The organism is Segetibacter koreensis DSM 18137 (assembly GCF_000374045.1).
Lineage (GTDB): Bacteria > Bacteroidota > Bacteroidia > Chitinophagales > Chitinophagaceae > Segetibacter > Segetibacter koreensis.
Window position 1 is genome coordinate 1 of record NZ_KB893337.1, and the last position, 21,043, is coordinate 21,043.

A 21,043-nucleotide genomic window follows, 5' to 3' on the forward strand; every position below is an offset into this window, starting at 1 on the left:
GACTTTGATAATGATGGCGATATTGATTATGTAGCAGGTAACCTTGGCCTTAATTCCAACTTTAAAGGCTCGCCTGCCGAACCCATGACCATTTATGCAAAAGACCTNGATAATAATGGTTTGGTTGACCCCATGCTCTTTTGCTATTTAATGGCTGAAGACAGCACCAGNAAGCCTTTCCCGATGCATGCGAGGGAAGACATGGTGAGCCAGATGATTTCGATGAGAAAGCGATTTCCTACCTATCAATCATTTGGAAAAGCTTCGATGGATGATTTGTGGACAGAAAAAGATAAGGAAAATGCTGTAACGATGAGAGCTGTTGATGTCAATACCAGTTATATAGAAAATAAAGGCAATGGCAAATTTGTAATAACGCCATTACCAATAGAAGCACAGACGGCACCGGTGTATGGAATGGCAAGTGAAGATGTGGATGAAGATGGAAACCTCGACCTGCTAATGGTAGGTAATGACTTTGGAATGGAGCCGGGCAGCGGAAGGCATGATGCCTTTATGGGCTTGTGTATGAAAGGTGATGGCAAAGGCAACTTCAGCAGTATGCCAATAGCTAAAAGTGGTTTTTTTGTAAAAGGTGACGCTAAAGGATTAGCCACGATCCATACGGCAAAAAATGAGGACGTGACAGTAGTTACTCAAAACCAGGATAGCCTGCAGGTGTACAGCAAAGGCGGTCAGCAGGAAAGAGGCAAATGGATCAATCTGGGTGAAAATGATTTTTGTGCAGATATAATTTACAACGATAACAAAAAAAGAAGGATAGAATTTTACTATGGCTCTACATTCTTATCCCAATCTTCAAGAAAAATGAAAGTTGATAAAAACGCCGCAAAAATTGTTATCACTGATTTTAAAGGAATTAAGAGAGAAATTAATAAATAACTATTAATCGTTGCCGGTTATTAAGTGTTTTCTGTTATAACCACATTCTTCTTTATTGTGTTATTCACTTATGCTCTGACTAGCTAGTTTAGTGAGAAGTGCTCCTTAGAATCGCATTTAAATGATAAAAATTTTAAAGAGGATAAAATAGTTTTTAATGTTTATTTAACAAATTTTACTTTATCTATGATAAATAAATATGGAAATAAAAATAGAGAAAAGAATACCCTCATCTTTTCGTTTATAACAGGTGAAAAAGATGCCAAAGACCATTTTCATCAAAGGCTGATAGTACTTTTTACAGTAGAAGTAGCCATTTTTGTTCTTGCATGACAGGAAAAATCTTGCTTATAGACGATGAAGAAAAGCTAAGAAGCCTTTTAGCACGACTGCTGAAACTGGAAGGCTATGTTATAACTGAAGTTGGAAACCTGAAAGCTGCACACAAGGCGATTGAAGCAGAAGACCCCGACGTTGTGCTTTGTGACGTAAAACTGCCCGATGGCAACGGGGTTGACTTTGTAACTGAAGTAAAGCAAAAACACCCGTTTATTGAAATTATCCTGCTTACTGCTTATGGTAACATTCCTGATGGTATCCAGGCAATGAAGAACGGCGCTTTTGACTACATTACAAAAGGTGACGATAATGATAAAGTCATTCCATTATTAAGTAAGGCAGTGGAAAAAGTGCAGTTGCAAAAGAGAGTACTCCAGTTAGAAAACCTGGTAGGGAAGAAATACAGTTTTGAAAGCATTATCGGCCAATCAAAACAAATAAAAGCTGCGATAGAGTTAGCTAAAAAAGTAGCTCCCACTGATGCTACCGTTTTGCTGTTAGGAGAAACAGGAACAGGCAAGGAAGTGTTTGCCCAGGCCATTCACAATGCAAGCACAAAAGCGAACAAGGCATTCGTTGCACTTAACTGCAGTGCCTTTACTAAAGAACTATTGGAAAGTGAGTTGTTTGGACATAAAGCTGGCGCATTTACAGGGGCAGTAAAGGATAAAAAAGGCTTGATGGAAGAAGCAAATGAAGGCACCTTGTTTTTAGATGAAATTGGTGAAATGCCTGTTGACTTACAAAGTAAATTATTGCGGGTATTAGAGACAGGTGAGTTTATTAAAGTAGGAGATACAAAATCGACAAAGGTAAGTGTTCGTATTATTGCTGCTACGAACAAAAATCTACAAGAAGAAGTGAAGGAAGGCAGGTTTCGCGAAGACTTTTATTACAGGCTCAATGTTTTTAGTATCACCCTTCCACCCCTTCGGGAAAGAAAAGAGGATATTTTATTACTTGCTGAATATTACACAAAATTTTTCGCTTCGAAAATGAACAAGAAGATCAGAAGGATTGAAAAAGAATCGTTGAAACTATTGTTAGAGCATGCATGGAAAGGAAACATCCGCGAATTAAAAAATATCATTGAAAGGGCAGTGATATTAGAGGAAAGTAACCAACTGACAGCAGAAGTATTACCGTATGATATTCAAAGCAATTCGCAAAGTTCAATAAATGTCTTTGACATATCAGTGATGGAAAAACAACATATTCAAAAAGTATTGGATTTTGCAAAAGGCAACAAGACAGAAGCTGCGCGTTTGCTTAATATTGGTTTGACAACACTTTACAGAAAGATGGAAGAATACAAGATATCCAAATAGCTAAACCTTTCCGATTTGAAAATGTACCCTTTCATTTTGAAAGGTTTTTTTTATAGCCATTCTGCTCGTATAAAACAAAAAAGTATTTAACGATGTGACTTTCAGTCCTTTCTGCGTGATCCGCCCATCTTCTTTCCTATTAAGGCATGTCATTTGGCATTATAACGGAAATGAAAATATCAATTAACAGACTTTTCATGGCACAGGACGAAAACATACCGAACAATCCATATGGAGACGAAGCACCGACATGGAAACAATTGCTGATTGTGTTCATCATCGTGGCAATCCTTCTCGCCTTCTCGTGGACAGCTTATTACAAGTTGGGATGGCTACATTGAAAAGTGTACCAGGTGACGGGTAGCATGACTGCTGTTGATGTTGCTCATAGTTATTGTCAGCAACAAGCACAAACTTTAAGTAATGGCAAAACAAAGAAATATAAGAGATGTGTTTGGGATTGTTTTAGCCTGGTTAATAGCTATAAGTCTCCTTTTCATTGTGTTTCTGAAAATCAAATTATTCACTCACTAACAAATTTTATCATGCAAACGCTGATACTGATTGTTGCCGGCCTCGTTGCCTTCTGGCTCTTTTTCAAATTCATTGATTGGTTCGAAAAAATCTAAAGTATGACACTATTATTCATTATCGCAATCATGGTTTTTTTCTATTTATGTTATGTATTGATAAAACCCGAAAAATTCTAAATCTAATACAAGTAATCATGACCACAGAAATTGCAGGTATCATCTTCATGTATGCATTTACCCTTGCGCTGGCTATTCCGATCGGACGCTATATCGGTAAAGTGTATGAAGGAGAAAAAACCTGGCTCGATAACATCTTACATCCATTAGACAAAATATTTTTCAAACTAGGAGGTATCAATCCTATTAATGAAATGAACTGGAAGCAGCATTTGGCGGCATTGCTTACCATTAATCTGGTATGGTTCATTTTATCTATGCTCATATTAATGAATATGGGATGGCTGCCTCTAAATCCTGATGACAATCCATCTATGTCAGCGGATCTTGCTTTCAATACCACTGTAAGCTTTGTCAGCAACACCAACCTACAGCACTATTCTGGTGAAACAGGTGTGTCCTATTTAGGACAGCTAACGCTAATGCTTTTTCAATTCATTAGTGCCGCGGCAGGTATGGCTGCCTGTGCGACCGTGTTCATTGCAATGAAAGAAAGAACCACAGAAAACCTTGGAAATTTTTACAACTTCTTCATCAAATCGTGTACAAGAATATTGTTGCCGATGGCCATTGTAGTTGCATTGATGCTTGTGTTTAACGGCACTCCCATGAATTTTGAAGGCAAAGCTCAATATATTTCTTTGCAGGGTGACACTGTGCACGTAAGCCGCGGTCCCGCTGCTGCTATGATCGCTATTAAACAATTAGGAACAAACGGAGGCGGGTATTATGGTTCAAACGCTGCGCATCCCTTAGAGAACCCCAATTATTTCACCAATATAGTAGAGAACATTAGTATCATCCTTATTCCAATTGCAATGGTGTTTGCTTTAGGATACATTATTAAAAGGCGAAGGTTTGCATGGATGGTGGTCGGTGTAATGACGCTTGGATTCCTATTCTTACTGTTCAACGCTGTTTATAATGAAATGCATGGTAATCCAATGATCAGCAGGATCGGTATTTCTCAACCATTAGGAAGCATGGAAGGAAAAGAAGTCCGTTTTGGTCCGGCGGCATCGGCCTATTGGGAAGTAACTACCACTGTTACCTCAAACGGTTCCGTAAATGCCATGCACGACAGCTTTACCCCCCTCGCTGGCATGAGCGCTTTGCTGGGCATGATGGTCAATTCCTTCTATGGGGGTGTTGGCGTAGGCTATCTCAACTTTTACGTTTTCATCATTATTGCAGTCTTCATCAGCGGGTTGATGGTAGGACGAACCCCTGAATTTTTAGGAAAGAAAATAGAAGCAAAAGAAATGAAGATCGCCTCCATCATTGCACTGCTTCATCCGTTATTAATTCTTTCGGGAACGGCTTTGGCATCGTACCTCTATGCTCATAATCCCGATGCCTACTCCGGGTGGTTAAATAATCCCGGTAACCACGGTTTCAGTGAAATGCTTTACGAGTTCACTTCTTCATCTGCCAACAACGGAAGTGGTTTTGAAGGATTGGGTGACAATACTCCATTCTGGAATATCGCCTGCGGAACTGTGATGTTAGTTGCAAGATTTTTACCGATAATAGGCCCTGTCGCCATTGCAGGAATCTTGGCCCACAAAAAATTCATCCCTGAAAGTGCAGGTACGCTAAAGACAGATACAGGCACATTTGGAATCATGGTGTTTGCAGTGATAATTATTGTTGCCGCTTTATCATTTTTCCCGGCATTAACCCTTGGACCAATTGCAGAACATTTTGGAATGAAATAAAACGAATTGATTATGTCAGTACATAGAAGAAAAAATAAATTATTTGAAACTGAACTGGTAAAAGAGGCTGTCAAACAGTCCTTTAAAAAATTAAACCCGGTTGTCCAGTTTCGCAATCCTGTAATGTTTACCGTATGGGTTGGAACATTGGTGATGGCTTGTGTCATTGGATGGATTGCTACTGGTGAAACTTCCCAGGGAAGCTTAGCTTACAACATTATTATCACGGGGGTCCTTTTTATTACATTGCTGTTTGCCAATTTTGCTGAAGGCATTGCAGAAGCAAGAGGAAAAGCACAAGCGGATAGTTTACGAAAAGCAAGGGAAGACACTCCAGCTAAAAAAATATTTCCTGTTGGAGAAATGTATGTAAATGAGGTGCATATTGTTCCATCATCAAAACTGGAATTAGGCGATCATTTTTTGTGTGAGGCCGGCGATATTATTCCCATGGATGGAGAAATTATTAAAGGAATTGCCACCATTGATGAGAGTGCAATTACAGGTGAAAGTGCTCCCGTTATTCGTGAAGCAGGCGGAGACAAATCATCGGTTACAGGCGGAACAAAAGTTTTATCTGACAGGATAGAAGTGAAAGTTACTACGCAACCTGGCGAAACATTCTTAGATAAGATGATTGCATTGGTTGAAGGAGCAAGCAGGCAAAAAACGCCAAATGAAATTGCACTGACGATTCTATTGGCCGCATTCACATTGGTGTTTATAATTGTTTGTGTAACACTAAAACCATTTGGCGATTATGCAAACACTCCAATTACCATTGGTGCGTTCATCTCTTTGTTTGTCTGCCTCATTCCAACAACCATAGGCGCTTTATTATCTGCTATAGGCATTGCAGGGATGGACAGGGCTTTAAGAGCTAATGTAATTACCAAGAGTGGGAAGGCGGTTGAAACTGCCGGAGATATCGATACATTATTATTAGACAAGACAGGAACAATAACCATCGGTAATCGCAAGGCCACTAATTTTTATCCTGCTATTGGTATAAAAGAAAGTGAATTTGTGGAGATGGTGGTGTTGAGTTCACTTGCAGACGAAACACCTGAAGGGAAATCAATTGTTGAATTAGCCGCATCAAACGGAGTAAAGCCTTTTGCCGATACATCAAACATGCGGTTCATCAGATTCACAGCAGAAACAAGAAGTAGCGGTGTTGATCTGCCTAATGGAACGAAGATTCGCAAAGGTGCATTCGATGCGATTTGGAATATCGTTTCAAAAAATGGCAATGGCATACCAGTAGAAACTGAGGAAAAAGTAAAGTTGATTGCACAAAATGGCGGAACGCCGTTGTTAGTGTGCGTAAACAATGAGGCAAAAGGTGTGGTTGAATTGCAGGATATAATCAAGCCGGGGATACAGCAACGGTTTGAACGCCTCCGCCGAATGGGAGTAAAAACAGTTATGGTCACGGGTGATAATCCGCTCACAGCAAAATACATTGCTGAAAAAGCTGGCGTTGACGACTTCATTGCAGAAGCAAAGCCCGAAGACAAAATGAATTACATCCGCAAAGAGCAACAGGGTGGAAAACTGGTGGCTATGATGGGCGATGGAACAAACGATGCTCCTGCCCTTGCGCAGGCAGATGTTGGAGTTGCCATGAACAGCGGCACACAGGCAGCGAAAGAAGCAAGCAATATGGTTGACCTGGAAAACGACCCTACCAAATTGATCGAGATTGTTGAGATAGGCAAACAACTTTTAATGACAAGAGGCACCTTGACGACTTTCTCAATCGCCAACGATGTTGCCAAATATTTTGCTATTGTTCCGGCCTTGTTTATTGCATCTATTCCAAGTTTGCAGGCTTTGAATATCATGAACCTTCATAGCCCCGAAAGTGCTATTCTTTCTGCAGTAATTTTTAATGCTATCATAATACCCCTTTTAATTCCATTGGCATTAAAGGGGGTAGCATATAAGCCAATTGGAGCAAGCGCTTTACTTAGAAGAAATCTGTTGATCTACGGCTTTGGCGGAGTCATCGTTCCTTTTATTGGAATTAAACTGATTGATTTATTAGTATCGATCTGGTTTTAAAATCAAAAACAATGAAACAAAATATTCTACCCGCAATACGATTGACAATTGTTTGCATGGTGTTTTTTATGGGAGGTTATACTTTAATCGTCTGGTTGACTGCGCAGGCAGCACCGGGTAAAGGAAAAGGTGAAACGGCAACTGCACATAACAGAACTGTTGGCTGGAAATTGTTGGGACAAAAATTTACCGACGACAAATACTTCTCGAGCCGTCCTTCAGCAGTCGATTATCATGCGGACGGTTCAGGGGGCAGTAATAAAGGACCTACTAATCCTGGTTATTTAAAAACGGTTGAGGACAGAATTGATACATTTTTAGTTCATAATCCCGGCATTCAAAAAAAAGAAATTCCTTCTGACCTGGTGACCGCATCAGGATCCGGGCTTGATCCCCACATTTCTGTACAGGGCGCGTATGTACAGGTGAAAAGAGTTGCAGTCGCAAGAAATATTCCGGAGCAAAACCTTAAGGAGTTAGTCACAAAACATATTGATGATCCATTATTCGGATTATTTGGAACAGAAAGAGTAAATGTGTTGAAACTAAATATCAATTTGGACAAAATGAAAAAATAAAAGAATAAAAATGAAAGAGATTTTGGTAGGCGTGGGTATCTTAATTCGAACTTTTGTTATAGCACAGGATACAACCAAATACAAGCAGTCCCAAACAACCAACCCTTTATCATTTAGTGGTTTTTTAGAGGCCTATTACAGTTATGATTTTAATAAACCTCCAAATAACACCCGGCCCTTTTTCTTTTACAGTCATAACCGACACAATGAGTTTAACATCAACCTCGCTTACGTAAAAGGAAAGTACAATACGGAGAACACAAGAGCCAATATTGCATTGGCATCAGGCACCTACATGAATGCAAATTATGCTGCTGAACCGGGTGTACTAAAAAACATTTATGAAGCCAATGCTGGAGTAAAGCTTTCAAAAAAGAAGAATCTGTGGATTGATGCAGGAATTTTGCCATCGCACATTGGTTTTGAATCGGCACATTCTCCGGAATGCTGGATATTAACAAGAAGCATTATCGCTGATAACTCACCTTATTTTGAAGGAGGCGCTAAAATCACGTACACAACTGATAGTGGTAAATGGCTGATTAGTGTGCTGGTACTTAATGGTTGGCAACGCATACAAAGAGCCGCTGGCAATTCGCTTATGAGCTGGGGCACACAGTTGCAATACAAACCTACAGCTAAAACAACCATCAATTACAGTACCTTTTTCGGAACCGACAAACCGGATAGTGCAAGGCGATGGCGGCATTTTCATAATCTATATGGCATCTTTCAATTAAGCGAGAAATGGGGATGGATCGTTGATCTTGACCTTGGGCAGGAGCAGAAGTTTATAGGAAGCAATAGCTTCAATACTTGGTACGGATCAGCATGCATTTTGCGGTTTATGCCAACTACTTCCTGGGCCATTGCTTTAAGAGGAGAGTATTATAACGATAAAAATAGCGTTATCATTGTAACAAACACACCAAATGGATTTAGAACTTTTGGGGCTTCCCTGAATATTGATAGAACAATTAACGGTAACTTTCTATGGCGAACAGAAATAAGAATATTACATAGCAAGGACAAGATATTTACCAAGGAAACAAACCCTGAAAGTAACAATACGGCAATTACAACTTCACTTGCACTTACATTTTAATGGAAGAGATAAACGACAGGGAAAAAAGGGTTGAGCAGTTTTTAAAATTGGCTAAGACGGAGAGTCGTGGCAAGCTCAAAATATATTTGGGAATGAGTGCGGGTGTGGGTAAGACATACCGGATGTTGCAAGAGGCTCATGCATTAATGGAAAGTGGTGTTAACGTCAAGATTGGCTACATTGAAACGCATGGAAGAAAGGAAACACAGGCATTAACCGAAGGTTTGCCAATCATTCCTCGACGTGAAGTCTTTTACAAAGGCAAACGTCTGGAAGAATTAGATGTACAGGCAATCTTGTTGCTACAGCCGGAAGTAGTTCTTATTGATGAATTAGCGCATACAAATATACCTGGAAGTAAGAATGAAAAAAGATGGCAGGACGTATTGGACGTACTGGACGCTGGTATTAATGTTATCTCAGCAGTCAATATTCAGCACATTGAAAGTATCAATGAAGATGTAAAAGAGATTACGGGTATAGAGGTAAAGGAAAGGATACCTGATAAAATGTTGCAGATTGCAGATGAAGTAGTCAACATTGATTTAACGGGCGATGAGTTAATTTCAAGATTAAAAGCAGGAAAGATTTATGATCACGCAAAAGTGCAGCAAGCATTGGTTAACTTCTTTCAACCTGACAAAATACTGCAGCTAAGAGAACTTGCATTAAAAGAAGTTGCAGGACAGGTCGAAAGAAAAGTTGACTACCAGATAACAGCAAAGCAAACTGCGTTCCGGCACGAACGTTTTTTAGCCTGCGTTTCATCCAATCATGAAATAGCCCAAAAAATAATCCGTAAAACAGCCAGGCTTGCCTCATATTACAATAGCAAGTGGTATGTTTTATATGTTCAAACGACAAAAGAAGCTGCCGATAAGATACCTTTAGCAGCACAAAGACATTTATTAAACAACTTTAAGAACGCAGCAGAATTAGGTGCAGAAGTTATTCAAAAGAAGGGTGACAACATTGCAAAGATTATTATTGAAACAGTAAATGAAAAAGCAATAACAACCTTGTGCTTAGGAAAACCGCATCTCAACCTCTTCCAGGTAATTTTACGAACCAGCGTGTTTAACCAGTTGTTGAAGACACTTTCTAAAAACAATATTGATATTGTTATTTTATCATAATGGCCATAAGTGTAAAAAAGAAAATATGGCTCGGTACATTATTCCTGTTTCTCCTGCTATTAGTAACCGCCGGAGTAGGTATTTTTTATGTAGCAAAGCTGAAGAAGGAAGGAAAAAATGTTTTAAAGGCCAATTATGAAAGTCTCTCTTACTGTCATAAAATGCAGCAACAATTAAATACCCCTCAGGTAGCAAATAAACAATCACTCAAAATCTTTGAAGATGCATTAGTAAAACAGGAAAACAATATAACAGAAGCTAGAGAGGATAGGGTTACTGCTGAATTAAGAAGCAATTTTAATAAACTAAAGGCTGGTGATACGAGTAAAGAAAACATCCGCTCAACAGAAACTGTAATACAATCTATTCTCCTCCTGAATATGCAAGCCATTCATAGGAAGAGTAAGATTGCAGAGAGAACTGCCGATAATGCACTCTCTATGATCATAGCACTTGGTTGTATTGTTTTTCTAATTGCTTTTACTTTTATTGTAAACTTCCCATCTGTCGTTACCGATCCAATCAATCGATTAGCTGAAGCCATAAAAGAAATTGCCCACAAAAACTATAACCACCGTATTCATATTACTAATAAGGATGAATTCGGAAAACTCGCCGATGCTTTCAATGAAATGGCAGAACGACTACAATATTTTGAAAGCAGTAATCTGAATAAGCTAATGTTTGAGAAAAGCCGTGCTGAGGCAGTAATCAATAGCTTGAAAGATGCAAGTATAGGAATTGATAAAAATAATATTGTGTTGTTTGCAAACTACCAGGCGTTACAACTTTTAGGCTTACATTCAGAAGAAGTAGTAGGCAAACCGGTTGAGGATATAAAAAAGAAAAATGACTTATTTAGTTTTTTGATTGATAAAGAGACAACAACACCGTTTAAAATAGTGGTTGAGAACAGAGAGAACTATTTTGTAAAAGAGATTATTGAAGTAGCACAGGGAGAAGCTAAAAACAAAGTAATTGTTTTAAAAAATATCACTTCATTCAAAGAGCTAGATGTAGCTAAAACAAATTTCATTGCCACTATATCTCATGAGTTAAAGACTCCATTGGCATCTTCTGACCTCAGTCTGAAATTGTTGGAAGATAAGAGAACTGGGCAATTATCCGCAGAACAAAAAGAATTAATTGAAAGCCTTAAACACGATAACCAGCGAATGCTTACAATCTTAAGCGAACTATTGAATATGTCACAAGTAGAAGCGGGAAGAATACAGTTGAACATTAGTAAGGTGAACCCTGGTGATATTATTGAAAGCGCTATCGAAGCAGTTGCGGGTAATGCAAAAGAAAAGGAAGTCGTAATAAAAAACTTATCTGATAAAGATTTACCAGTAATAGAAGCAGATGCAGATAAGACAATTTGGATCTTAAACAATCTCCTCACCAATGCAATAAAATATTCTTTTACCAACAACTCTGTTGAAGTGAAAGCTTCAAAGCAAAATGGAAACATTATTTTCTCTGTCAAAGATTATGGTCCAGGTATAGACAAAGAATATATACCGAGATTGTTTGAAAGATATTTCCAGGTTCCAGGTTCGAAAGAAAAAGGCACGGGCTTAGGCTTGGCTATTTCAAAAGAATTTGTCGAAGCTCAAAAAGGAAAGATTTGGGTAGAAAGTGAGATAGGCCAAGGATCTGTTTTTAGCTTCCAACTGCCAGTTAACTAAGACAGTTAGCTATTTCACAAATCCTAACTCTTGGTCAACCAAATGAAGATCATTCCACCTGCGTGTACTAAGCAATAATATAAATTTTATTAAATATTATAACGATTTACAACTTTTAAGAGGTTAATTTCATCTTCTTTAACTTAATTTACTGCTACTCTCAATTGTTCAATCTAAAAGCAAAAACTGTTAACAGTGGTAAAGTTTGACCCTTGGTATTTTTTTATTGCAATCGTATTATTTGTTGTGGAAATCATTATTGCGGTTTTTATTAATGATAGCTTCGTACGTCCATATTTTGGTGATTTTCTTGTTGTAATTTTTATCTACTGTTTTATAAGGAGTTTCTGGAATGGAGCTGTTAACAAAACTGCCCTGTGGGTGCTGCTATTTTCATATTCAATAGAAGTTTCCCAGCACTTTAAATTTATAAAATTTATCGGTTTGGAAAAATCAAAAGCAGCAAAGCTTATTTTAGGAAGTTCGTTTGCCTGGTGCGATATAATTGCATATACTTTAGGGATATTGTTTGTATTGATTGTTGAAAAGTTGCGAGTAACAGGAATAAGAAAGCCAGAGCTATCCTCGCAAAGACAGGGTTAAAAATATATAAACAGTTACACCTTTTTATTAAGAGAAGCTTAAAAATGTTTATTGCCTGCGAGTCGCGAATAATTCTCCAACTCCTAAATTGACTTACAGATATCATCATAGGGCTAAAGCAGGTCTCCTCCTTACAGTCGTAAGTTGACATTCCCAAGAATATAACCACTAGTGCTTAACCCGCTCCTTGGGGGTGCAGAGTTACGGGGTGCATAACTGACCATACTTTTAAGTTAGAGAAGGAGAATGCATGCACTGACAAATTATTATCAGAGCCAGAATAAGAAACACGCCCCTCCCAAGTATTAAGTTTTAATACTAATACAAAGAATAGATAATAAAATATTCCAGATTTTGTTCGTCAGGGGCTTGTATTCTATCAATATAGCTCTGCCGTAATTGCCTTTAGAATCAAAAAATACATTATACTCCATAACCAAGGCGTTAAAGAATAACATATTTTCTATTAGTTATACACGAAATTTTGTGCAAATTGTGTGCAAATGAAAAAGGGCTTATGAAGTTGTGCTTCATAAGCCCTTGATAATTAGTCGGGGCGGCAAGATTCGAACTTGCGACCTCCTGCTCCCAAAGCAGGCGCGATAACCGGGCTACGCTACGCCCCGAAACCCAAAAGTAAACCGGTGAAGCGGTGAGGGAGGGATTCGAACCCTCGGTACAGTTTAACCCGTACGACGGTTTAGCAAACCGTTCCTTTCGGCCTCTCAGGCACCTCACCAACAACTTCCTTTTTTAAACGGGTGGCAAAAATAAGGGTATTTATAATTACTTTCAAAATTGCAAGCGATCTTTTTCAAAATCTTTTTTCAAATACATATTTATGCATAAAAATTTGTTTAGAATATTGAAGCTGAAGCGTACAATACCCCAGTTGTCAAATAATTATTTTTAAATATATGGCAAAAAAAATCCCAGACCTTTATAGCCTGGGACAATTAATTATTTCATGGTTAGTTTACATAGCCGCTAATTGTACTTTTTGTTGCAGTTCCATTACATTTTCTTTGAATAGACTGTCGGTATCCATCAAATCTTTTACCGTTTGGCAACTATGAATAACAGTGGTATGGTCGCGACCACCAAAATGCTCTCCAATAGTCTTTAATGAGTTTTTAGTGAAAGCTTTAGCAAGATACATGCTGATTTGTCTTGCCTGCACAATCTCGCGCTTACGGGTCTTCTGCAATAGCTTATCATATGGAACATCGAAAAATTCGCACACCATTTTTTGAATAGTATCGATAGTAATTTCTTTGCTGCTTGTCTTTACAAAATTTCTAAGCACTTTTTTTGCCAGGTCAAGATCAATTTCTCTTTTGTTTAAAGATGATTGCGCCAGTAGTGAGATTAATGCTCCTTCCAGTTCACGAATATTGCTGTTTATATTGTACGATACATACTTTACAACTTCACGAGGCATGTCGAGCCCGTCGTTCTTCATCTTACGGTCCAGTATCTCTATTCGCGTGTCGTAGTCCGGCATTTGAAGATCTGCACTTAAACCCCATCGAAATCTGCTAAGCAATCTTTCCTGCAACCCGTCTAAATCCTTCGGGGGCTTATCAGATGACAATACCAGTTGCTTGCCCGACTGATGAAGATGATTGAATATAGCAAAAAACGCATCCTGGCTTCTTTCGGCACGGTTAAAAAACTGAACGTCATCTATTATCAAAACATCAATTAGCTGGTAGAAATGTATAAAATCATTTATTGCATTATTACGGCTGTGATCCTGAAACTGGTTGATAAATTTTTCTGAGCTTACATATAATACCACTTTGTGGGGATGCATCCGCTTGACCTCATTACCTATAGCTTGCGCAAGATGGGTTTTGCCTAACCCTACACCGCCATATACCACCAAGGGGTTAAAAGAATTAGCTCCCGGCTTCTCCGCCACTGTCTTACCTGCACGACGCGCCACACGATTGCAATCTCCTTCTATATAAGAGTCGAAAGTATAAATAGGATTGAGCTGCGGATCAATTTGCATTTTTTTGAGGCCAGGAATAACAAAGGGATTTTTAACCGGATTGTTTATAACAAGCGGAAAGTCCATTTCATTATTAGAATAAGTCTTTATATTATTTGCAGGTACGTCCATAGTCAGTGGTTTATTGCTGCTATTACCGCTGTCAACCATAATTCTATATTCAAGCCTTGCATCTTTTCCTAATTCTCTTTTAAGCGTTTTAGCTAAGAGATTTACATAGTGTTCCTCAAGGTACTCATAAAAAAACTGACTGGGTACTTGTATTAATAATACGTTGCCTTTTAATTCTACCGGTTTAATGGGTTCAAACCATGTTTTATAATGTTGCCATTCTACTATGTCCTTAATAATTTTTAAGCAATTGCTCCAAACTATATCAGCAGTTTTGGCCATATTGATCATTAAGGTTTTTTTATTTAGTTAAGGATATTAAAAATTAATTTCCAATCATTTTTTGCTAACATAATGTGTACAAAATAATTTGGAAGGATGGCGAATATCAAACTTTATTATTTAAAAAAAAATTTTTAAAAGTGTGTTTTTTTTGTATTACATGCAGCTATTAGCTTTCGCAAAAAAATTTTTTTTTCTCTTATTAAAAACATACTTTATCCTAATTATCTAAATTGTCAAACAGCTTAAAGTTCTTGCACAAATGATTGTTTATCAATGCTGTTGATTCTTAGATATCATTATATTTTATGCTCTTGGCACCTGATCATATTCTTCTAAAAGTTTTTTAAAAATAATGTGTAAACATCTTATGCTTTACAATTTATCTCTAATAGAAGGCTTAATCGCCACGGCCTGTAACCAGGTCTGAAGGTCGCTTTATTTAAAGCTGTTTTCGTTGCTGTATTCACTAAATCTTTCGAACCAGCGTAAACACATTTTTATATTTTTTGAAAGCTTTTTACTCAAATTAATTCCAGTCACCCCTGCTTTTATAATTGCTACTAACAATAATTTTAACAGGGCTAAAACAAAAACTACAATTTTTTACAGCAGAATTGGATTTAATACAAGGAATTGAATCTTTGGATTTAAATTTTAAGCAATAAGATTGCATTGGAGTTAGATGAAGTACAACCATTGCTTCAATCGAAATTAAAAATAATAAAAAAGTTTGTCAGAAAAGACTCTTCTTTCATAAATAAAAATTTTTTTTCTGCTGTATTATTTTAAATTATTTCGCCTATTACTCTTCCTATAGTTAAGAGTAATTTTAGAGTATGTATTAAATGGAAGTGAACAAGTTTATAGCCATTACACTTTTTTTATACCTGCACCTGGTAATAATCAAAACAGTCATAGCTATAGCATGATGCCTCCCGGAATGAGAAGTGAAAAATATCTATTGCGGTAGGTTTTTATAACAGAAGTATTTTTAAAATGATACTTTTGTTTAAATAATTAAGAATAATGGCTTACGAAATAACCGGAAAATTAATTGTGCGATTTGATATTGTACAAAGAAATGAAAACTTTAAAACAAGAGAATTTGTAATCGAAAGTTCAGAAGAAAGTAATGGAAGAACATTTACAAATTATGTAAAATTTCAATGCATTCAGGATAAAACAGCAATGCCTGACAAATTTAATATAGGTGATGAGGTAAAAGTACAGTTTAATATAAAAGGCACACGGTGGGAAAAAGACGGCCGAACAAATTATATTACTAATCTTGACGCATGGCGAATGGAAAGCTTAAAGTTGAGTCAGAATAGTAACCCTACCCAGGGTCAGGATGTAAACTATAACGATATACCTCCCACAGACAATGTGGATGATTTGCCGTTTTAATATTACCTTGACCCAACAACGGGTTTGCTCAAATTAATTGTGAGGCTATAACTAGCAGTAATAATAATTAATAATGTTATTCTTTAATTTTATTTAAGTCCCCAGGGCATGGGCTAATGCAACAACAAATATCCGTTAAGGTGCTGCCATCTGAGGCCGCAAATGAAAATATTGTAATACAATACATAGCAAAAGCAACAGGCAAAAAAATAACCGATGTTACAGGTTACAATTTACTTAAAAGTTCTATAGATGCAAGAGGCATACAGCCATTTATCAATCTGTCGGTTAAAGCTTTTATTAATGAACCATTCGTAGAAAGAGAAGTTAAAAAGGTTGAATTTACAGATGTTAAAAAGGCCAATAGAAAAGTAATTATAATCGGTGCAGGACCGGCAGGTCTTTTTGCTGCATTAAAATTAATTGAAAAAGGTATACAACCTATTATTTTAGAAAGAGGCAAAGATGTAAGGGCACGAAGAAGAGACCTGGCAGCGTTGAATAAGGAAGGCATTATAAACGAGGATAGTAACTACTGCTTCGGCGAAGGGGGTGCGGGCACATATAGCGATGGCAAATTGTATACAAGAAGCAGCAAGCGGGGAGACATTAATCGGATCTTAAACCTTTTTGTTCAATTTGGGGCAGATGAAAAGATTCTATACGAATCTCATCCACATATTGGCACTAATAAATTACCCAACATTGTTACTGCTATAAGAGAATGCATTATTGCATATGGAGGTCAGTTTTTATTTAATAAAAAAGTAGTTGATTTTGATATAAAAAATAATAGCATACAGCGTGTAATTACTTCAGATGGTCATGCATTTGAAGGAGAGTCCTTCATATTGGCGACCGGACATTCTGCAAGAGACATTTTTACCTTGCTTTTCCATAAAAACATTTTAATAGAACCTAAGCCTTTTGCATTAGGGGTACGTATTGAACATCCACAAAGTATTATTGATAGTATTCAATATCACTGCAGTAGCAGGGATGAATTTTTGCCACCTGCTTCTTATTCATTAGTACAGCAGGTTGAAGACAAAGGAGTATTCAGTTTCTGTATGTGTCCAGGTGGAATTATAGCACCGGCTTCAACAAAGGCGGAAGAGTTAGTTGTGAATGGATGGAGTCCAAGTAAACGGAACAATCCCTTTGCAAACAGTGGTATTGTGGTCACCTGCCAGGCCAAGGATGTAGCCGATGTAAAGGATTATAAGGATTATATGAATGAGAAAAAAACTACCATTAATTCTCCCTTAAGTATGATGCACTTCCAGGAGATGGTGGAGAAAAAAGCCTACAAGGCAGGCGGTGGAAAATTCGTAGCACCTGCGCAGCGTTTGGTTGATTTCTGCAACAATAAACTTTCAGCCTCTTTACCTCTTTGCAGCTACTTACCAGGTATCAGCAGCAATGATTTGCGTAGTACTTTACCTCCTTTTATTTACCACAGCTTACAGGAAGGTTTTAAATCATTTGGAAAAAAAATGAAAGGATATTTTACAAATGAAGCTGTAGTTGTAGCCACTGAAAGTCGTACTTCGTCTCCGGTTCGTATTCCCAGAGATGAAATCTCTTTACAACATCCACAAGTAAAAAACTTGTATCCCTGTGGAGAAGGGGCAGGTTATGCGGGAGGTATTGTAAGTGCAGCTATGGATGGAGAAAGGGTAGCTGCTATAATTGCTGTTAAACAGTAAGACACAAAAAGAAATAAAGTATTAGATAGAATAATAATATTTTTTATCTTAAGCAAAGTCCCTATCAGGCTTTTTGTTTGTTTAGCCATGCTGAACGGGTAAAGACTAATAGTGAAAAGTTTTGGATAGCTTTTGGATAAATTTGAGCATAAATCAATTGTCCGCCTTCACCAAAACCGCAGTTATAACGTAGATTTAGTCTCTAGTTAAAGTATGAGGAACTTATTTAGAAGCAATTAGTTTTTCGAGAACATAATGTGCGATGGGACAAACAGTTGAATTTTTTTGAGTGAGTTGGGGTCTTTTTAAAAAAACATCTTCATTTGTATAGGGATAACGCGCGCAGTCCCCGGGACGTTCTTCGTAGATACTGCAATAATTGTCTTTTCCTAAAAAAGGGCATGGAGCACTTTTAGCAACATAGTCCCCATCGGAATCAAGGCGAAGGTAAGTTTCAATAAAGTCCCCTTCTTTCATCTTCAAATGCTTGCTGATACGCTTTATATCTGTCGTTTTAAAACGGGGAGAATAATTTTTACAACAATTACCACATTGGAGACAATCAATTTTGTCAAAAGCTTCTTCATGAAAACCAGGAAGCTGTTTTAAAGTTTTGTTTTTATCAGCTCGTTGCAAAAACTGTTTGTATTGTTTTTGATGTTCTGCTGAACGCTTTTCCCAACCCGGTATGTTGCCTACACTCATAATGCCGATAAAACTTCAAAGATAATTTTTAATAGATATGCGATTACTTCAGTAATAGTTAATATTCCTTGTTAACATTAAACTACAGCTGTAAAGGCATAGAGAAACAAACTACTGCAGGCTGTAAAAATCAAAGCCTCAATAAAGAGGCTTTGATGCATGCATTAATAAAATTCCAGCCTAATTATTTCAAAATAAAATAATTAGTCATTCAGATTTACAAAAGAGCTAAATCGAGTACCTGCTGCATGTTTTTTACATAATGAAAAGTAATACCTTTTATAAAACCGCTATCAATTTCATTTACATCTTTTTCATTTTGAGAACATAAAATGATTTCTTTTAAACCTGCACGCTTAGCCGCTAACACTTTTTCTTTAATTCCACCAACGGGTAAAACCTGTCCGCGTAGCGTTATTTCACCGGTCATTGCCAAAAAAGGCTTTACTTTTCGCCCTGAAAAAGCGCTTGCTAAAGAAGTGAACATGGTAATACCGGCACTTGGCCCGTCCTTCGGTACTGCACCCTCGGGCACATGAACATGAATATTTCTCTTCTGAAATAATTCGGGATCAATTTTATATTTCTCAGCATTGGCCTGTAAAAAGGTAAGAGCTGTTGAAGCGCTTTCCTTCATAACATTACCAAGATTACCTGTAAGTTGCAAATTCCCTTTGCCCTCGCTCAATAGGGTTTCGATAAATAAAATATCACCACCGACATAAGTCCATGCCAGTCCCACCGCTACCCCCGGAATATTAATAGTTTTATAAATTTCATTGCTATAGCGATGGGGACCTAAGATTTTTTCTATATCCTCCAGTGTAAGACTTGACTTTACCTTTCCCTTTACTGCCATTTCCTTTGCCTGGAAACGCATTATGGATGCCAGTTGCCGGTCAAGTTCACGAACACCACTTTCCCGCGTATAGCTTTCAATCATTTTCTCAAGCACTTTATCGGTTATTTTAAAACTGCCAACTTTTAAACCATGTGCTTCCAGTTGTTTAGGAATAAGGTGCCTTTTTGCTATTTCAACTTTTTCTTCAATAGCGTAACCGCTTAGATCAATAATTTCTAACCTGTCTCTTAACGCTGGTTGTATCTGGTTTATATTATTTGCTGTTGCAATAAACAATACTTTGCTAAGATCATATTCCAACTCCAGGTAGTTGTCGTAAAAAGTATGGTTTTGTTCAGGATCAAGAATTTCTAACAAAGCACTACTTGGATCGCCACGATGATCGTTTCCAACCTTATCAATTTCGTCAAGAATAATTACTGGGTTACTTGTTTTTATTTTACGAATGCTTTGAATTATTCTGCCCGGCATTGCGCCAATATAAGTCTTGCGGTGCCCTCTCAATTCACTTTCGTCGTGCAATCCACCGAGGCTAAGACGGACATATTTTCTGTTAACTGCATTTGCTATGCTTCTTCCTAATGAAGTTTTACCAATGCCCGGGGGGCCAATAAAACAAAGAATCGGGCTTTTCATATCACCCTTCAATTTCAAAACTGCCAGATACTCTAAAATCCTTTCCTTTATTTTAGACATGCCATAATGATCATTATCCAAAACTTTCTTCGCCTTTTTAAGATCATAGCTGTCTTGAGTGTATTCTTCCCATGGTAAATCGAGCAATAGATCAAGATGGTTATACACGACGGAATAATCAGGGGTGCTGGGATGCATTCGTTCCAGCTTTTCTATGTTACTTTTAAATAAAGATTTTGCAGCCTGCGGCCATTTTTTGCCTTCTGCTTTTTTCTTCATTTCTGCCAGCTCTCTATCATTTAAATCTCCACCTAATTCTTCCTTTATACTTTTAAGCTGCTGTTGCAAAAAATATTCGCGTTGCTGTTTATCAAGTTCTGTGCGCGTTTTATTAGTTACCTTATTTTTAAGTTCCGCAAACTGAAGTTCTTTTTGCAAAATGTACATAAGGTCTTCAGACCTTTGTCTTACATCATGTATCTCGAGCAATCGCTGCTTTTCAGAAAGATCGCTGTTGAGATTACTGCTTACAAAATTGATTAAAAAAGAAGGATTTTCTATGTTTTTCAAAATAATGGAAGCTTCTGTCGGAAGATTGGGAGACATAGAAACAATCTGGCCGGCCAAATCTTTAATATTGCTTACGTAAGCAGAAAAATCTTCATCTTTTGGAATAACATCTTCTTCAAGCAATGTTACCCTTGCCTTAAAGTAAGGGTCATCTGTTGTTATCTCATCAATTGAAAAACGTTTTTTTCCCTGTATAATAATGGTTGTGCCGCCATCAGGCATTTTAATAAGTTTCACTATTTTAGCAATAGTGCCTATTTCACAAAGATCTTTAGCCTCAGGATCTTCAATACTGCTATCTTTTTGTGCAAGTACACCTATCAGCTTATTGTCTTTATATGAATCATTTACCGCCTTTATGCTTTTATCGCGTCCCACTGTTATGGGCAAAACCACGCCTGGAAATAATACAGTGTTTCTTAACGGCAAAACGGGAATATCACCCGGAATATCAATTATTTTATCGCTGTCGTTTTCATTTTCATTCAAAGGAATTATCGGGATAAAATCAGTGTCATCGTCTGTGCCTAAAAAAAAGTTCTTTTGAGTCATAATTTATTTCT

General features: G+C 37.4%; 16 protein-coding genes and 2 tRNA genes. 13 read left to right on the plus strand and 5 right to left on the minus strand.

The window, feature by feature from the left end:
- Positions 1 to 1,089 precede the first annotated feature (1,089 nt).
- The 11 genes from B154_RS32495 (at position 1,090) to B154_RS0116540 (ending at position 12,178) form a co-directional block, all read left to right on the plus strand.
- Complete coding sequence (locus B154_RS32495; RefSeq protein ID WP_018615366.1) at positions 1,090 to 1,236, plus strand: hypothetical protein; 147 nt, start codon at positions 1,090 to 1,092, stop codon at positions 1,234 to 1,236.
- The gene (locus B154_RS0116490; RefSeq protein WP_018615367.1) at positions 1,233 to 2,570 is read left to right on the plus strand and encodes a sigma-54-dependent transcriptional regulator; all 1,338 of its coding nucleotides are present in this window, start codon (positions 1,233 to 1,235) and stop codon (positions 2,568 to 2,570) included. The genes B154_RS32495 and B154_RS0116490 overlap by 4 nt, the downstream gene beginning before the upstream one ends.
- 146 nt (positions 2,571 to 2,716) lie before the next feature.
- Positions 2,717 to 2,911: a hypothetical protein gene (locus tag B154_RS32500; protein WP_157580825.1), complete on the plus strand. Its 195-nt coding sequence runs from the start codon at positions 2,717 to 2,719 to the stop codon at positions 2,909 to 2,911.
- A gap of 291 nt (positions 2,912 to 3,202) precedes the next feature.
- Positions 3,203 to 3,280: a potassium-transporting ATPase subunit F gene (locus tag B154_RS31510; RefSeq protein ID WP_071595307.1), complete on the plus strand. Its 78-nt coding sequence runs from the start codon at positions 3,203 to 3,205 to the stop codon at positions 3,278 to 3,280.
- 17 nt (positions 3,281 to 3,297) lie between these two features.
- Positions 3,298 to 4,998, plus strand: a complete 1,701-nt coding sequence (gene kdpA / locus B154_RS0116510) for a potassium-transporting ATPase subunit KdpA (RefSeq protein WP_018615371.1) — start codon at positions 3,298 to 3,300, stop codon at positions 4,996 to 4,998.
- A 12-nt stretch (positions 4,999 to 5,010) separates the two neighbouring features.
- Positions 5,011 to 7,065, plus strand: a complete 2,055-nt coding sequence (gene kdpB, locus B154_RS0116515; protein ID WP_018615372.1) for a potassium-transporting ATPase subunit KdpB — start codon at positions 5,011 to 5,013, stop codon at positions 7,063 to 7,065.
- 11 nt (positions 7,066 to 7,076) lie between these two features.
- Positions 7,077 to 7,643 (plus strand): K(+)-transporting ATPase subunit C, encoded by a 567-nt coding sequence (locus B154_RS0116520; RefSeq protein ID WP_018615373.1) that lies wholly within the window; start codon positions 7,077 to 7,079, stop codon positions 7,641 to 7,643.
- Positions 7,644 to 7,653: 10 nt separating this feature from the next.
- The gene (locus B154_RS0116525; protein ID WP_018615374.1) at positions 7,654 to 8,748 is read left to right on the plus strand and encodes a porin; all 1,095 of its coding nucleotides are present in this window, start codon (positions 7,654 to 7,656) and stop codon (positions 8,746 to 8,748) included.
- Complete coding sequence (locus B154_RS0116530; RefSeq protein ID WP_018615375.1) at positions 8,748 to 9,884, plus strand: FrrC, osmosensitive K+ channel histidine kinase; 1,137 nt, start codon at positions 8,748 to 8,750, stop codon at positions 9,882 to 9,884. The genes B154_RS0116525 and B154_RS0116530 overlap by 1 nt, the downstream gene beginning before the upstream one ends.
- Before the next feature lie 161 nt (positions 9,885 to 10,045).
- Positions 10,046 to 11,575: an ATP-binding protein gene (locus B154_RS0116535; protein ID WP_245542611.1), complete on the plus strand. Its 1,530-nt coding sequence runs from the start codon at positions 10,046 to 10,048 to the stop codon at positions 11,573 to 11,575.
- Between the two features lie 195 nt (positions 11,576 to 11,770).
- Positions 11,771 to 12,178, plus strand: coding sequence for a ribosomal maturation YjgA family protein (locus tag B154_RS0116540; protein WP_018615377.1), 408 nt, complete (start codon positions 11,771 to 11,773; stop codon positions 12,176 to 12,178).
- Between the two features lie 551 nt (positions 12,179 to 12,729).
- Here B154_RS0116540 and B154_RS0116545 read toward each other — a convergent pair.
- From B154_RS0116545 to dnaA, 3 genes are all read right to left on the minus strand, one after another.
- Positions 12,730 to 12,804: transfer RNA gene (locus B154_RS0116545), tRNA-Pro, on the minus strand.
- Positions 12,805 to 12,828: 24 nt separating this feature from the next.
- A tRNA-Ser gene (locus tag B154_RS0116550) sits at positions 12,829 to 12,917 on the minus strand.
- Positions 12,918 to 13,154: 237 nt separating this feature from the next.
- On the minus strand, positions 13,155 to 14,588 hold the full coding sequence (gene dnaA, locus B154_RS0116555) for a chromosomal replication initiator protein DnaA (RefSeq protein WP_026260250.1): 1,434 nt from the start codon (positions 14,586 to 14,588) through the stop codon (positions 13,155 to 13,157).
- A gap of 1,029 nt (positions 14,589 to 15,617) precedes the next feature.
- On the opposite strand from dnaA, the gene B154_RS0116565 reads away from it, so the two are divergent.
- Both B154_RS0116565 and B154_RS0116570 read left to right on the plus strand, forming a co-directional pair.
- Positions 15,618 to 15,998, plus strand: coding sequence for a DUF3127 domain-containing protein (locus B154_RS0116565; RefSeq protein WP_018615380.1), 381 nt, complete (start codon positions 15,618 to 15,620; stop codon positions 15,996 to 15,998).
- Between the two features lie 116 nt (positions 15,999 to 16,114).
- Positions 16,115 to 17,707, plus strand: coding sequence for an NAD(P)/FAD-dependent oxidoreductase (locus tag B154_RS0116570; protein ID WP_026260251.1), 1,593 nt, complete (start codon positions 16,115 to 16,117; stop codon positions 17,705 to 17,707).
- Between the two features lie 222 nt (positions 17,708 to 17,929).
- Here the strand turns inward: B154_RS0116570 and B154_RS0116575 are convergent, their stop codons facing one another.
- Together B154_RS0116575 and lon are read right to left on the minus strand one after the other, a co-directional pair.
- On the minus strand, positions 17,930 to 18,412 hold the full coding sequence (locus B154_RS0116575) for a YkgJ family cysteine cluster protein (RefSeq protein ID WP_018615382.1): 483 nt from the start codon (positions 18,410 to 18,412) through the stop codon (positions 17,930 to 17,932).
- Between the two features lie 217 nt (positions 18,413 to 18,629).
- Positions 18,630 to 21,032, minus strand: coding sequence for an endopeptidase La (lon, locus tag B154_RS0116580; RefSeq protein WP_018615383.1), 2,403 nt, complete (start codon positions 21,030 to 21,032; stop codon positions 18,630 to 18,632).
- Positions 21,033 to 21,043 lie beyond the last annotated feature (11 nt).